Origin of the sequence: Pontibacter burrus (assembly GCF_010686685.1) — a bacterium.
Taxonomy (GTDB): domain Bacteria; phylum Bacteroidota; class Bacteroidia; order Cytophagales; family Hymenobacteraceae; genus Pontibacter; species Pontibacter burrus.
This window is the reverse complement of the sequence record NZ_JAAGWD010000005.1, coordinates 269,164-283,625: the sequence shown is the minus strand read 5'-3', so window position 1 is coordinate 283,625 and position 14,462 is coordinate 269,164. Positions and strand designations below refer to the sequence as shown.

General features: G+C 47.2%; 11 protein-coding genes. 5 read left to right on the top strand and 6 right to left on the bottom strand.

Features of this window, described 5'->3' with window-relative positions; all coding sequences use genetic code 11:
* Positions 1-15: 15 nt before the first annotated feature.
* The 3 genes from GXP69_RS12780 to GXP69_RS12770 all read right to left on the bottom strand — a co-directional run bounded on the left by GXP69_RS12780 (position 16) and on the right by GXP69_RS12770 (position 4,350).
* Positions 16-2,994, bottom strand: a complete 2,979-nt coding sequence (locus GXP69_RS12780) for a SusC/RagA family TonB-linked outer membrane protein (RefSeq protein WP_163915460.1) — start codon at positions 2,992-2,994, stop codon at positions 16-18.
* 133 nt (positions 2,995-3,127) lie between these two features.
* On the bottom strand, positions 3,128-3,712 hold the full coding sequence (locus GXP69_RS12775) for a histidine phosphatase family protein (RefSeq protein WP_235925705.1): 585 nt from the start codon (positions 3,710-3,712) through the stop codon (positions 3,128-3,130).
* A 38-nt stretch (positions 3,713-3,750) separates the two neighbouring features.
* Entirely contained in the window at positions 3,751-4,350 is a 600-nt protein-coding gene (locus GXP69_RS12770; protein ID WP_163915459.1) for a GNAT family N-acetyltransferase, read from the bottom strand.
* 687 nt (positions 4,351-5,037) lie between these two features.
* Between GXP69_RS12770 and GXP69_RS12765 the strand changes: the two genes are divergently transcribed.
* The 4 genes from GXP69_RS12765 to GXP69_RS12750 all read left to right on the top strand — a co-directional run bounded on the left by GXP69_RS12765 (position 5,038) and on the right by GXP69_RS12750 (position 9,249).
* Entirely contained in the window at positions 5,038-6,141 is a 1,104-nt protein-coding gene (locus tag GXP69_RS12765; protein ID WP_235925703.1) for a glycosyltransferase, read from the top strand.
* Positions 6,142-6,321: 180 nt separating this feature from the next.
* A complete protein-coding gene (locus tag GXP69_RS12760; protein ID WP_163915458.1) occupies positions 6,322-6,885 on the top strand; it encodes an NUDIX hydrolase in 564 nt (187 codons plus the stop codon).
* Between the two features lie 709 nt (positions 6,886-7,594).
* Entirely contained in the window at positions 7,595-8,308 is a 714-nt protein-coding gene (locus GXP69_RS12755; RefSeq protein ID WP_163915457.1) for a pirin family protein, read from the top strand.
* Between the two features lie 143 nt (positions 8,309-8,451).
* Complete coding sequence (locus GXP69_RS12750) at positions 8,452-9,249, top strand: tellurite resistance TerB family protein (protein WP_163915456.1); 798 nt, start codon at positions 8,452-8,454, stop codon at positions 9,247-9,249.
* Positions 9,250-10,099: 850 nt separating this feature from the next.
* Here GXP69_RS12750 and GXP69_RS12745 read toward each other — a convergent pair.
* Together GXP69_RS12745 and GXP69_RS12740 are read right to left on the bottom strand one after the other, a co-directional pair.
* Positions 10,100-10,999, bottom strand: coding sequence for a Ppx/GppA phosphatase family protein (locus tag GXP69_RS12745; protein WP_163915455.1), 900 nt, complete (start codon positions 10,997-10,999; stop codon positions 10,100-10,102).
* Positions 11,000-11,089: 90 nt separating this feature from the next.
* Entirely contained in the window at positions 11,090-12,466 is a 1,377-nt protein-coding gene (locus GXP69_RS12740) for a M23 family metallopeptidase (RefSeq protein ID WP_235925701.1), read from the bottom strand.
* A 281-nt stretch (positions 12,467-12,747) separates the two neighbouring features.
* Here GXP69_RS12740 and GXP69_RS12735 point away from each other — a divergent pair, with 281 nt between their 5' ends.
* Positions 12,748-13,419 (top strand): murein L,D-transpeptidase catalytic domain family protein, encoded by a 672-nt coding sequence (locus tag GXP69_RS12735; protein ID WP_204282018.1) that lies wholly within the window; start codon positions 12,748-12,750, stop codon positions 13,417-13,419.
* Here GXP69_RS12735 and GXP69_RS12730 read toward each other — a convergent pair.
* A complete protein-coding gene (locus tag GXP69_RS12730) occupies positions 13,397-13,957 on the bottom strand; it encodes a thioredoxin family protein (RefSeq protein WP_163915454.1) in 561 nt (186 codons plus the stop codon). The two genes, GXP69_RS12735 and GXP69_RS12730, sit on opposite strands and share 23 nt — an antisense overlap.
* Positions 13,958-14,462: the final 505 nt, after the last annotated feature.

The following is a 14,462-nucleotide window of genomic DNA, read 5'->3' as shown; positions in this document are numbered from 1 at the left end:
ATGCTGCTTTAATGGTTAGAGGCCAATATTTACACCAAAAGTGAAGGTCTTTGCCAATGGCGGCGTATAAAAGTCGTGACCAAGCATTACGTTGCTTCGCCCGAAGTACGTAGTGTTCACTTCCGGATCATAGCCATCATAGTCGGTGAAGGTTGCCAGGTTAGTAGCCTGCACATACACACGAACCGAGGTAAGACGGATTTTATTGATCATGCTCTCCGGTATTTTGTAGCCTAAGTTTACATTGTTGATTCTCAGGAAAGAACCATCCTGCACCCAGCGCGATGATCTGCCGCCACCATTAGCCTCATATAATCGTGCCTGTGGTACATCCGTTATATCACCGGGCTTCTGCCATCTTCTCAGCTGGTCTTTTGTCTGGTTATCGAAGAAGTCGCCGTTTACAGACTGGAAGAAACCTGCCATGTTGAACACATCGTTGCCGGTAACAAACTGCATCAGCACATTCAGGTCAAAGCCTTTATAGGCAAAGTTGTTGGTAAAGCCTCCCAGAGCCTTCGGGTTTGGGTTACCTACGCGCTGCGACTGGGCCAGGCTATAGTTGCTCGTAGTTTCGTCGCTGCCGGCACGCACATAGTACAGTGCATCCCCGTTGTCAGGGTCAACGCCAGCATATTTAGGACCCCAGAATACGGCCATTGGTTCGCCTTCGCGTATCTGCCCCAGACCTCTGGAGTTGCCAAAAATGGTATTGCCACCCAGGTCGGTTACTTTGTTGCGGTTAAAGGCGATATTAAAGTTGGTGCTCCAGGTAAATGCTCCCACCAGGTTCTGTGTGTTTATCACAAATTCAAAGCCCTTATTCTCCAGTTTGCCAATGTTCTTTGTAATAGAACTATAACCGTTGGTGGCTGGTAATGGCAATTCCAGCAGCAGGTCTTCGGTGTTTTTAATATAATAATCTATCTCACCTGTTATGCGGTCGTTAAAAAAACCATAGTCTAAGCCTATATCAAACTGTTTCGTTTTTTCCCAGCGCAGGTCTGGGTTTGGCAGAGAAGTAGGTACCAGGCCAGACTCTTCCTCGTAAGCTGCAGCACTGTAAAGCCCAAGTGGGGCAAAATTGGAAATTTCGGCATTACCGGTCAGACCATAGCTGGCACGCAGCTTCAGGAAACTCAGGGTAGGGTTATCACGCAGGAAGTCTTCTCCGGTCATGATCCAACCTGCCGAAACAGCGGGGAAGGTACCAAAACGGTTGCCGCTGCCAAATCGGGATGATCCGTCGACACGCACGCTGCCACTGAACAGGTACCGCTCGTTAAGTACATAGTTAGCGCGTGTAAAGTAAGAGACAAACACATAGTTGGTTCCGGTGGAGCTGCCACTGATGATGCGTGATGCGCTGGCTATTTTCTTAAACCTGTCGCTCGGAAAACCGCGCGCTTCTACAGACGATGACCTGGAGTTTGCATCCTGGTAACTGAATCCAAGCAGGAAATTTAGTTTGTGAATATCGTTGAGCTGGGTATTATAGTTCAGCGTGTTGTTTGTGTTATAGTTGATAGACGTAAACTGAGCGTTGTAGCCATAGCCCGTAGGACCGCCGTCTTCTGTTAGCCTGCCCAGGTATAGTTCTTCCTGAAGGTTTAGGAAGTCGATGCCATGCTCTGTGCGGAATTGCAGGTTTGGCAGAAGATCGAACTCTAAAAAGCCGGCGCTGATGGTACGGTAGGTAAGGGCATCGTTAAAGCCGTCGCGCTGGTCGATCAGGTTGTTGTAGTAAAAAGTGCGGCGGTTCAGCTCACCGGTCTCAGGGTCTATCTTAGGCTGTATAGGCGGTATGGCGTTTAGCTGGATAGGGTTTGAGAAGGCGTTGTCGTCGGAAACACGTTTATTAAGCGTACGGATAAGCGAAATATTCGTACCCATTCTGAACCTGTCTGATATGCTATGGTCAATGTTCAGGCGTCCGCTGGCCCTGTCGAACTCGTTACCTATTATAATGCCATCAGTCGTGTTATAGTTACCGTTAATATAAAAGCGCGTCTTCTCGTTACCACCATTCAGCGACAGCTCATACTGCGACACGCTGCCAGTTTCAAAAGGTTCCTCGGCCCAGTTCTCGTCGTACGGGGAGTTGATGTCGAGCCCAAAGAAGGAGAACTCTTCTTCCGGATCAAGGCCTACGTTTACAGCAGCTTCTGAGAACAGCTCAATATACTCTGCAGCGTTCAAAAACTTCCTGATCTTGGTTGGCTTGCTGAAACCTGTGTAATAGTTGAAGGCAACGTTTGTTTTGCCGGCTTTCCCACGCTTCGTCGTGATGATTACTACGCCGTTTGATGCCCTGGAACCATAAATAGCTGCTGCCGAAGCATCTTTCAGAATTTCAATGGATTCAATGTCGTTAGGGTTAATGTCAGCAATCGGGTTAAGTGGTTCTAAGTTGGTAGAACCCAGGTCTGATGAGGTAATAGGAATACCATCTACTACATACAGCGGCTGGTTACTGGCAGATACCGATGCTGCTCCGCGTATGCGTATGTTTACCCCTGAGCCCAGTTTTCCGCTGCCCTGGTTAATGTAAACACCCGCAGCCCGGCCTTGCAAAGCACTCTCCAGAGAGGGAGATGGTATATTTGCAATGGCCTCGCCTGAAATCTGGGCCACATTGCCTGTGAGCTCCTGCTTCAATTGCGTACCATACCCCACAACTACAACCTCTTCCAGTTGCTTTTCATCTGATTGTAGCTGCACGTTAAGGGTTGATCGGCCGTTTAAAGGTACCTCCTGGGTAACCATGCCTACAAGGCGGAATTGTAGCACGGCATTGGGTGCTACCGTTAATCGGTAATCACCGGAATTATCTGTAGTTACGCCGTTGGTGGTTCCCTTTTCGAGTACCGTTACCCCGGGTAGCGGAGTTCCATCAGCACCAGATGTAACCCTGCCCGATACCACAACGGTCTGTGCCCAGGCACTGCTACTCAGTAGCATAACACAGAAGATCAGCAGTAAAATTCTGTTCATAAATTGCTGGTTTAAGGTTTTACAAAATTTGAGTTCAGGCTTGAAAAGCTTCTGCGGATCAGAAGCTTTTGCCAATACTCCAGCATACGTAAATCATGTATTTATTCTTTCTTTTATAGGATTTTATTTGCAACTATAGGCGGGGATACTCTACTACATTCACACTCACAAAGCCGCTTCCTTCTTTTATGGTCTGTTGCCAGCCAAGTCGTTTCAGTTCTTTCAGAATAAAGTAGTTAAGGAGACCATGCGCTACCAGCACTGCTACCGATTCCCGGGTAGCTTCGGTGGCCAGTTGTTTGGCAGCCAGCTTAGCGCGTTGACGGGCCTGTTTAAAAGTCTCGATGCCACGGCTGTTAAACCCCAGAAACCAGAGCAGGCGGGCACCCAACAGCCAAAGACGAATAGGTAGTTGTATGAATGGAAGTGAAAAGATCCTTCGTTCGAATTCCCTGAAATTAGGGTCAATGATAAGCTTTATGTCGTGGCCGAAAATGGCCTTTGCTGTGAGTTGGGACCGGATAAGAGGGCTGCAATGTACTTTTGCTATGTTTTTGTACGGAATGGCCTCATGGGCAAGAACAAACTCTTCTACCTGGGCGGCATCGTAATCAGAAATGTATTGGCGGGCGGCAGCGGCACTGAAAAAGCCTTTTTTACTGACCATTGGCCGGGCGTGCCGAATCAGGAAAATGCGTACAGGTTCAGGCGTATCCAAGAGAAACTATAGTTTGTTTCTCAACTATACGGTGTAGCTTAAACTTGTTTCGCGGTACTCAGATCTAAGAAGATAGTTTCACGGATAGAAGGCCATTCATGGCGTAATATGCTATAGTAAATGGTATCGCGGCGGCGACCGTCGTGCATTTGCATGTGGCTGCGAAGTACGCCTTCTTCGGTAGCACCGATCTTGCGCATAGCTTGGCGCGAGCGCAGGTTCAGCACATCGGTCTTCAGCTCTACCCGCTCATAACCCAGCACATCGAAAGCATAGTGCAGCAGCAGGAACTTGCAATGGCGGTTCAGCCCGGTTCCCCTGTAGGGTTTTCCCAACCAGGTCCAGCCAATTTCCAGCCGTTTATCAACTATAGATATGTTGCCGTAAGCAGTACTGCCTGCAAGGTTGCCAGTTGCCTTATCAACAATCATAAAAGTGTAGCGTTGCTGCTTTTCCCGGTCCTTTACTGCATTGTAAACCCAGTAACCCAGCTCCGTATCTGACGCTACCTTAGTAGCCATATAGCGCCAGATGTCTTCGTCGATAACTATAGTTTGCAGCGCTTCAAGGTCTGATGGCTGAAACGGACGGAGTAGCACCTTATCTGTTTGCAGGTTTAGGTCTTGGGTGAAGTTCATGTGGCTGGGGTTATAGTTTGGCGACTTCGGATGTGGGTACTTCCTGCCTGTCCCGAAATATAGTAAAGTGGTTATGCTACAGCAAATTAGTTTTCAGAATATAGTCCTGTATTGGTAAGGGGTTTAAAGATGCAATAGCAAAGTTTACTGATCTGTGTGGCTGAGTAAACTATAAAAATCGATAGAACTTGATAAGAACCCCGAAAAAGTGAAGGAATTGACAAACAGAAACTTTAGTGAACGCGTAAGAGTGTGCACCGGAAAGAATACTAGCTAAGCCTGGTTAAAGAATTATCTGCATAACGGTTGTTGACAGATTCTTTAATTGAAGCAAACAGCAGCTAAATACCCGGTTCTGTAACTGGCGCTACCCGGGTGTAATTTGATATCCGCAGACGCGATACACAGGAATTAAATCAAAGGTATAAAAGCAGTGGCTTAAACCGTAGCACGGGAACTATAGCATCCCGAAATACGGCACTCATACCTTTTTAATAAATAAACAACACTGGCATAGCACTCTACTAGCTTACATCTTACCCGGATGGTTCTGAGAGAGCACTTTCTAGATTTTAAGAGTTGCAGAAAACGATACTTACCAGAGCATATTCAGGAGCAAAAGAACAGTAAAGACATGGTAGAATTTATAAACAAAAGTATTAGATAAAATTTACGGGAGGAAAGAACATGGAAACACATCATCACCCTTCGAAGATTCTGATGACGGCGGACACGGTTGGTGGCGTCTGGACATATGCGCTGGAACTGATCAGGGCACTGGCACCATACGGAACAAAAGTAGCCCTGGCTACTATGGGTGAACCCTTAAACGAGGAACAGCGACGCGAAACAGAAGTTATAGATAACCTTACCCTTTACGAAAGCAACTATAAGCTTGAGTGGATGGATAACCCCTGGGAGGATGTAGAAAAAGCAGGGGAGTGGCTGCTGCAGCTGCGCGATGAAGTGCAACCCGACCTGATTCACCTGAACAGTATGGTACACGCCAGCCTGGACTGGGGCAAGCCGGTCATGGTAGTGGTGCATTCCTGTGTAATGAGCTGGTGGAAAGCAGTAAAAGATGAAGACGCCCCAAAACAATGGAATAAATATAAAGAGTTGGTAGCAAAAGGGTTACAGGCTGCTGATTTCGTGGTGGCGCCAACGCAGGCCATGATGCACCAGGCAGAAGAACTGTATGGTCCGTTTAAACAACAGGCCGTGATCTATAACGGCCGTGGGCAGCACAACTTCCAGTTTGGCCGCAAAGAACCGTTTGTTTTCAGCCTGGGCCGTGTCTGGGATGAAGCCAAGAACATATCCATGCTGGCGCACATTGCATCTGACCTGCAGTGGCCTGTGTATATTGCTGGCGAAGGAAAACACCCTGCCACCGGCAAAAATGTGGAGCTGGAGAATGTGCACTTCCTGGGTCACCTTACAAACAAAGAAGTATCAGATTGGCTTTCGAGAGCATCTATTTATGTTTTGCCGGCCAAATACGAGCCATTCGGCTTAACAATCTTAGAAGCTGCCATGTCGGGGTGTGCGCTGGTGGTAGGCAAAACAGAGAGCCAGGCCGAGATCTGGGGAAATGCCGCCAAGTATGTGGATCCGAACAGCGCCGATGACCTGCGCGACTGCATCAATAACCTGATAGAGGATGAATTCTGCCGAAATATTATGGCCTGCCGTTCTGTGAAACGCTCGCATGGCTATACTGCAGACCAGATGGCACAGGATTACAGCCATATCTACAAACAACTGCTAAAAGCTGTGGTAACAGTTTAAGTGCTGGATGATCTACCTGAGGTTTATTTAATTTCCCGCTTTATTATTCGCTCAGTCACTCATTAAAATTATTTTAGCCGGAATAACCGGTGATAACAGGAAGAAATAAACCGTAACTATAAGATTTAGAAGCCGCGTTTGCTATACTTGCAGACGTGGCTTTTTAATGCCTATTAACACATGAATACAACAGAAGACAAAATACAACCCTGGAAAACACTAAGCTCGGAGATGGTGGTAAACGAGAAGTGGTACAAACTGCGCCGCGATGAGGTAGAACTGCCAAATGGTGTAGTGCTGGATGACTACTATGTAAGTGTGCGCCCGGATGTAGTGCTAACGTTCCCGGTTACCGAAGATGGGCAGGTTATTTTTGTGCGACAATATAAACATGCAGCCAGCAATGTGTTTATTGAGTTGCCCGGCGGTGTAATTGACGACCATGAAACCAACCCTATGGAAGCTGCCCGTCGTGAGATGCTGGAAGAAACCGGTTATACTTCTGATGACATGGAGCTGGTGCTGGAAGTAATTGACAACCCTACTAAAGACACAAACAAAATATATTTCTACCTGGCCCGCAATGCCTACAAAGTTGCCGAACAAGATCTGGATGAATCAGAAAACATCGAAGTGCTGCTTGTGCCTGTGAAAGATGTGGAGCAGATGGTGCTGAGTGGTAAGATTAACGTTTCCGGTTCTGTTGCCTTGTGTTTATTAGCGTTGAGGAAGTTAGGTCTATAAGTTTTCCTCTGTCATCCTGAGTTAAGCTTATAGTTGTTTCAGTGTCATCCTGAGTGTTAGCCGAGACATCTCATATGTCCTATAGCTAACTATAGTTGTTTAATGGACACAAGCAGTTTGAGCTATAGTTACTGCTGATCCTGGGAGCTCTACATGCCTATCGTTTAATAGCTGGCTTTGGTGCGCTCCCGGCCGCGGGGCCCCGTCTTCGGGCATCGCGCGGTGTACCTTTCTTTTGCTCCTGCGTCGCAATGGCTGCGCCACCAGAAATCTACAAGGCGCTCAACCCAAAGACTGAAATCACTTCGATAGCTAACCTATAGTTTAATGCTTAGCTATAGTTGCATGGCCTTTTCGTGGTTGTAGTTCCTTGGGGCAGGCTGCGCCTGCCTGCTCGTGGACGTATCTATAGAACTATAGCATCAACTATAGCGAAATTCCCCTCTTGGGAGGGGGAGGTTAATTCGTAACTAAAGAACTATAGCTTAAGCTATAGCCACAGCCACAGCCTAAATCCTGAAAATCCTGATTGAGACTAAATGTAATTCATGTTCAAACTAAACGCTTTCTTTATCAACTTATTAGCTAGTTAGTAAAGTAGAGAAAATATTTTTTGTATAAAAATGTCTGTACATTTAATGTATATACATTAAATAGTGTTATATTTGTATCAGCAAAGTAACAGAGCAGGTTACTTATCATAAAAAATATGAGCAAGAAGATAATCCATAGAGCAAATACGAGAGGCCATGCCTATCACGGTTGGCTTGATTCTCACCACACATTCAGCTTTGCAGGCTATTATAATCCGGAGCGCATGAATTTCGGGGTGTTGCGTGTGCTGAACGACGATATAGTGGCACCGGGCATGGGTTTTGGCGCGCACCCGCACGACAACATGGAGATCATCTCGATTCCGATATCGGGCGAACTAGCGCACCAGGATAGTTCCGGAAACAAGAAAGTTATCAGAACGAACGATGTGCAGATCATGTCGGCGGGTAGTGGTTTAACACACTCAGAGTTCAATAACTCTGAAACAGATAAGGTTAACTTTCTGCAGATTTGGGTATTCCCGAAAGAGCATAACATAGAACCGCGCTACGAGCAGAAAACCTTTAACCCCGAAGACCGCCAGAACAAGCTGCAGGTAGTTGTGTCACCGGTAAAAGATGCGGAAAGCATCTGGATAAACCAGGATGCATGGTTTACATTGGGCACCCTTAAATCGGGGTTCGCAGAAGACTATAAACTACGCAAAACCGGTAATGGCGTGTATGCTTTTGTAATAGATGGTGAAGTGGAATTGGATGGTGAAAAACTAAACAAGCGCGATGGTATTGGTATTTATGATACCGAATCGATCAGTATAAAGGCCTCTTCTGATGCTGAGTTGTTACTGATGGAAATACCAATGAACTAATAAAAACCTTTGGCTAAAGGTGAAGTCCCCGGCTATAGTTTATAGCTGGGGATTTTTGTTTCAGTACCCCGGCAAAAACTATAGTTTACACCAACCCGTCACTAATGCTGTCGTTAGTACAAGTCTACATACAACACAAAGCTATGGAACAGGAACAGACCACTCTACTTAAAGATTACTCGCAGGAAGAAAAAGGTGCCTATTTTGGCGCACTGGCTATTATGGCATCTGCCGACGGCAAAACCACTGAGGAGGAACTGCAGTTTCTGCAGCTGATGGCCGAAGCAGCAGAACTGCCTCAAAACGTGCAGCAGGAGGTAGCCCAGGTAGCCAAAAACCCGGACATTATCAACCTGGAAAAATGCCTGGATGTGCTCAAGCGAAGTCAGCTGAAATATTCTTTTGTAACCGATATCATCAGTTTCGCTAAGGCCGATGGACAGTACACTCCAGACGAGCAGCAACGCATAAAAGAAGTGTCGGAGTACCTGGGCATCGACCAGCAGCAATACAGCATTCTGGATAATTTTGTAGATAAAGCCGATGAAGCAAAAAAGCAGGGAGAAGACCCAACCTCTCAGTCGTTTTTGAACAAAAGTGGATTCGGCGATATGTTTAAAAATGCAGGGATTTCTCCGGCCATGGTTACCGGCATACTGGGCATTCTGGCACCTATGGTTATATCAGGCATGATGCGCCGACGCGGTGGCAAAATGGGAGGCATAGGCGGCATGATGGGTGGCGGTCTGTTAGGAGGCTTACTAGGCGGAGGTATGATGGGCGGGGGGATGTACGGCGGTCGCAACTATGGCGGGGGCTTAGGTTCCATAATCTCCATACTTGGCGGCCTTAGCGGGCGCCGTGGGTATGGAAGTATGCGCTCCGGTGGTTTAGGTTCTTTGCTAGGCGGCTTACTAGGAGGCGGTAAACGTAGATGGTAATATAGTTGTCTGAACCGGGATTAATGGGGATTTAATGGATTTATGGGATTGGGCTTTTGCTATGGTGGGTGGCTATAGTTTTATAGTTGCTGCAGTGATATATTTCGCTGGCGTGGGTTTGTAAGCCGTGTCCAACGATGGGGTTGAGTTTGTAACTCAAGTTGCCCGGTAGGGACAGGCTTTTGTCTGAATCAGGATTTGCAGGATGAATGGATTTTCAGGATTAAGGCTTTTGCTATAGTTGGCAACTATCGTTCTATAGTTCCGGTTAATCATCCCCCTACCCCCTTCAAAGGGGGACAATCTCTGCCTTTGCTATAGTTTGCCTTATAGTTCTATAGTTGCTAATTAACCCACCCCTACCCCTCCCAAGAGGGGAATTGCCGCCAGCTATAGTTTATACAATCATGCTATAGTTACAGACCACGAGCAGGCAGGCGCAGCCTGCCCCACGAAACTATGACCACGAAAAGGCGATGCAATGACAGCTTATCACCAAACTATAGTTGTGCTATCGAAGTGATTTCAGTCTTTGGGTTGAGCGCCTTGTAGATTTCTGGTGCCGCCAGGCATTGCGAGGGACGAGCAAAAGAAAGGTACACCGCGCGATGCCCGAAGACGGGGCCCCGCGGCCGTGAGCGCACCAAAGTATCTATAGCACTATAGGCCAGTAAAGCTCCCAGGATATGAGGTAGTTTGGAAGAAACTGCTTGTTTCCAGTTGCAACTATAGTTAACTATAAAACGATAGTCTGCGATAGATTTCTCTCAGCTACGCTGGCTCTTTTCGACTCGCGTCTCAAGAGTGTTTGAAATGACAAGTAAAAGAACTATAGGACATTAAACCAAACTTAACTTATCCCGCCAATAACAAATCGCTCAGTATGAAACTGCTCATAAAGCGAATGAATCATGCCATCTTTCAAGCCCACATTCGGTACCATCATACTCTCTAATTTTGCCCACTTCATTGCAGAAAGATAGATTTCTGCGGCAGGAAGAATTACGTCTGCACGGTCTGGGTTCAGGAGTAGTTTGGTCAGGCGTTCCTCCATGGTCATGCTTGATACCAAGGCAAACACTTCCTCTATCTGCTTCCGGAAAATTGGTTTGCCGGGTGTTTTACCTGCCAGGTCGTAAATTTTATTGATGTTACCTCCTGTACCGATCGCGCGGGAAAGGTGATATTTACGGGCATTTTCCTCTATCCAGAGGCGCATTTTATTCCAGAGTTCTTCAGAGTCGCGGCCGTGCATATGGCGGATAGAACCCTGTTCAAACGACTGCGATGCCACTTTCTCGCGGTTTACATAAATGTTGAACTCGGTACTGCCACCACCAACGTCTATGTGCAGGTAGTTGCGTTCATCCAGGAAGTTCACAATCACTTTGTTGATCAGTTCTGCCTCTGCCTCACCGTCTATTACCTGAATGTTAATGCCGAGCGTATCCTGAACCAATTTCAGAATTTCGGGAGCGTTCTGTGAGTTCCGCATGGCTGATGTCGCGCAGATCATAAAATGATCCACGTCGTGCACATCCAGCAGCAGCTGAAAAGCATGCAGCAGCTTCACAAATTTCTGAACCTTCAGGTCGCTGATATAGCCTGAGTTGAAAACATCCTCGCCGAAACGGATGGCATACCGGATGTATTCTATCCGCTTGAAAATAACACTGGTATCTTGGGTAAGGGCACTGGAAATCTGGCATCTGACAGCATTTGACCCGATATCGATGGCGGCTAACTTCAAATAAGTAGGTTGTTTAGAAATAAAACATGCGGCACTTTGCCTTCAAATATAGGCACAAAACAGCATTTGGTGAAAAGCAAACTGTAGGAATTAACTCTCTGGCTGGTAAAGCCAACCCATATCGCCCTTTTTATTGCGCACCAGACTATAGTTGTTATAGTTGGCTAGTACGGCTATTACGGTGCCAGCGGTTAAACTTTCTTTTGCAATGGCGTTCGGTCGGGCTTCAGTGAGTAACTGCTCTGGTTTTGCTAGCGTTTTTTGCTTTATTGGTTTGGTTACCTGCTGGGTAATGCTGCTGGCAATATAACCCTGAGTACCATCGGGCAAGGCGACACGATACCAACTGGCAGTAGCACTCAGAACCTGTAAGGGCGTATGCCGCGGCAGGCTGCTTTTCAACACACTTTTAGATGTCGGCAATTGCTTGATGTTCGCCTGCTTTGTAGCAATCCGAACCCATTCGCCTAAATGAGCCAGGTTAGCAGTAACATTTGGTAATTTGGTTGGCGGCTGATGCAGGTAATGGTAGGGGTTAGCAGCACCGCGCCCATACCGGTAAACTCCAAAATGCAGATGCGGTGCCGTGGTACCGGCATTACCGGTATTGCCCACCAAACCTATCGTGTCACCCACTTCCACACGCTGCCCGGTTGTTACCAGTTGCTCATCCAGGTGGGCGTAATATAGACTGTGCCTGCGGCCCGGATCTGTGAGCCATACTACTTTGCCGCCGCGCAGTGTTGTGTTTACCTGCGAAATATAACCAGCCGACGAAGCAATGACAGGTGTGCCACGCGGGGCGAAAATATCTACACCTTCGTGGCGGCGGCTACCTGCATCCCGTGGGTCGCCCCAGACACTGGAAATGTTCCGGCTACTACGGCCTGGCACCGGGAAAGCCAGCGTTGGCTGCACCGTTATAGCTAGCGTGTATTGCACGTTGCGTAGCAATTCAGGTTGTAGCCGCAGTAGGTAAGTCTGGTCTTCTTCGACCTCAAATACCAACTTGTTGGTGGCCGTGTCGGCAAAGGCTAAATGTTTGAGTGTGCCATCTGGAGTCAGACTAAAAAGATCAACGAACAGCGTAGTCGGCTCATTGGTATTTGCCTGTAGGTTAATCACTAGTTTCTCGCCCTGTTTTGCCTCCAGCTGGTAAGCAGCAGCACGCGGGCTTTCGGCAGCAAAGAAGCCTGTCTCCTTATATGGCAACACTATTTGTTGTGCCTGCAACATCGCTTCTTCGCTGGCGCCTAACCATTTACTGCCCAGAGCGGTGTTCAGCAGTTTGGCATTTCTGAGTGAGGCGGCGTAAGCTTCATAGGGTGTCTGTTTCTGGAAAACAGTCTGCAACGTAGTGCTTTTGCTACAGCCAGTCATGATCAGAACAAGAACCGTGAAAAAGATGAAGTATAGTGTGGTATTCGTTTTCGGGAAAGGCATATCCATCATAATAGGCAGAACCATTTTTCAGCAGAAAAAATGCCATCCAGAGCGAATGTTTTAACCTGTACTGTATGCTCTTGATAAACTGTAGTGGCGCACAAGGCGTAAAAAAGAGATGTGATGTTGGTAAAATGTACGACCGATGACAAAGAGAATAAGATTACAGACCAGAAAACGAAGAGTAGCCAGGCGATTACTTCCTTTGTTTGCTCCGTTTATACTCACCCCCGTTGCATCGACTTTAAGCGCTGGCACAGCTAAAGCAAATACAGCTGCCAAGCAGTGTATCAAGTTTTAAGTTGATGCAGTTCGACCAGGTAGCTTTCAGCCTGTACAACGAAATGCAGCTCTCAAGCAAAGGACTGAAATACGAGGTTTTTCGTAAGGCCCTTACCGGCTACTATAACCTGAAACATGAGGGCTACTTATCCGACAAGCCTGTGCTTACAATGGTTGATTTTACAAAATCATCATCTAAAAAAAGGTTGTGGGTGATTGACATAGAGAATAAAGAGGTATTGCATCATACCTATGTGGCGCATGGGCGGAATTCGGGAGTAGAGTTTGCCGAGAATTTCTCTAACGACAACAAATCGTTTATGAGCAGCATCGGGTTTTATGTAACCCAGGATATTTACCGGGGCAAACATGGTTTGTCGTTGCGGCTCGATGGAGTGGATGAGGGCTTCAATACCAATGCCCTGGACCGTTGCATTGTGATCCATGGAGCCGAATACGCCAACCCCAGCATTATAGAACAGACAGGCAGACTAGGACGCAGCCTGGGCTGTCCGGCTTTGCCCATGGAAGAACACCAGGAGATCATCAACACAGTGAAAGGCAACACAGCCTTGTATATACACGCAGCCGATAATTCCTACACATCTGATTACCTGGATCACGCGACAGCCATGGCAGAGTTAGTTCAGGAAAGCTCAGAGAAGATGCCCGCTAGTACGGATACTTCCATTTAATGCCGCAGCCTACGGCGGGTTGTTGCTCTCCGGATGGTTGCTTTCCTTGTATCAGCGCATCCAGTGCCTGTGTCAGGTCCTGTCCGGTAACCGGTGTGTCAGACTTAGGCCGTGCGTCATCAAATTGCCCATGATAAGCAAGTTTTAAGTTGGCATCGAATACAAAGAACTCCGGCGTGCAAACTGCCTGGTAGGTACGGGCCACCTGTTGGGTCTGGTCGTAGAGGTACGGGAACGGGAAAGCATGTTCTGTTGCGAGCGCTTTCATCTGTTCAGGCCCGTCCTGTGGTTGTGTGGCTACGTCATTCGCGCTAATCGCCACAAAACCTACACCTCGCTGCTGGTAGTCTCTGGCTACATCCACTACCTTGTCCAGAACATGCAGCACATAAGGACAATGATTGCAGATAAACATAACTACAGTAGCCTTGCCGCCTGCCACATCGCGCAGCGAGAACAGTTTACCGGTTACCGTATCGAGCAGGGCAAAGTCGGGTGCTTTTGTGCCTAAGGCGAGGTCGGTGGTTGCGTAAGCCATAGTTTCAGGGTTAGGGTGAAGGATGTGCCTTAGATTTTACTCACAGGTCCTTCTAAAATAACCTTTTCCTTTGACATAACAAACTATGTAACTGTAGATTATTGATCGAACTTTTCAATTCGAAGACAATAAAACCTTATTATACCTTTCCTATCATCCCGATCGATAGCCGGGAGATCTTATATGGTCTATAGTTAACTACTGTCATTTCGAGTGTAGCGAGAAATCTATCGCGAACTATTGTTGAACCTATTGTTCTATAATCAGCTATAGTTGCCACTTGCCACAAGCAGTTCATTTCATAGTTACTTCTTATCCTGGGAGCTTTACTTACCTATCGTTTCAATCTAGCTTTGGTGCGCTCACGGCCGCGAGGCCCCGTCTTTGGGCATCGCGCGGTGTACATTTCCTTTGCTCGTTCCTCGCAATGCCTAGCGGCACCAGAAATCTACAAGGCGCTCAACCCAAAGACTGAAATCAATCGATAGCTATAGTTTCTATAATT

Excerpts from the sequence above, each read along its gene's own strand:
- GXP69_RS12770 (WP_163915459.1), bottom strand. The coding sequence starts at position 4,350 with ATGAACTTCACCCAAGACCTAAACCTGCAAACAGATAAGGTGCTACTC.
- GXP69_RS12765 (WP_235925703.1), top strand. The coding sequence starts at position 5,038 with ATGGAAACACATCATCACCCTTCGAAGATTCTGATGACGGCGGACACG.
- GXP69_RS12740 (WP_235925701.1), bottom strand. The coding sequence starts at position 12,466 with ATGGTTCTGCCTATTATGATGGATATGCCTTTCCCGAAAACGAATACC.
- GXP69_RS12760 (WP_163915458.1), top strand. The coding sequence starts at position 6,322 with ATGAATACAACAGAAGACAAAATACAACCCTGGAAAACACTAAGCTCG.
- GXP69_RS12735 (WP_204282018.1), top strand. The coding sequence starts at position 12,748 with ATGCAGTTCGACCAGGTAGCTTTCAGCCTGTACAACGAAATGCAGCTC.
- GXP69_RS12750 (WP_163915456.1), top strand. The coding sequence starts at position 8,452 with ATGGAACAGGAACAGACCACTCTACTTAAAGATTACTCGCAGGAAGAA.
- GXP69_RS12730 (WP_163915454.1), bottom strand. The coding sequence starts at position 13,957 with ATGGCTTACGCAACCACCGACCTCGCCTTAGGCACAAAAGCACCCGAC.
- GXP69_RS12780 (WP_163915460.1), bottom strand. The coding sequence starts at position 2,994 with ATGAACAGAATTTTACTGCTGATCTTCTGTGTTATGCTACTGAGTAGC.
- GXP69_RS12755 (WP_163915457.1), top strand. The coding sequence starts at position 7,595 with ATGAGCAAGAAGATAATCCATAGAGCAAATACGAGAGGCCATGCCTAT.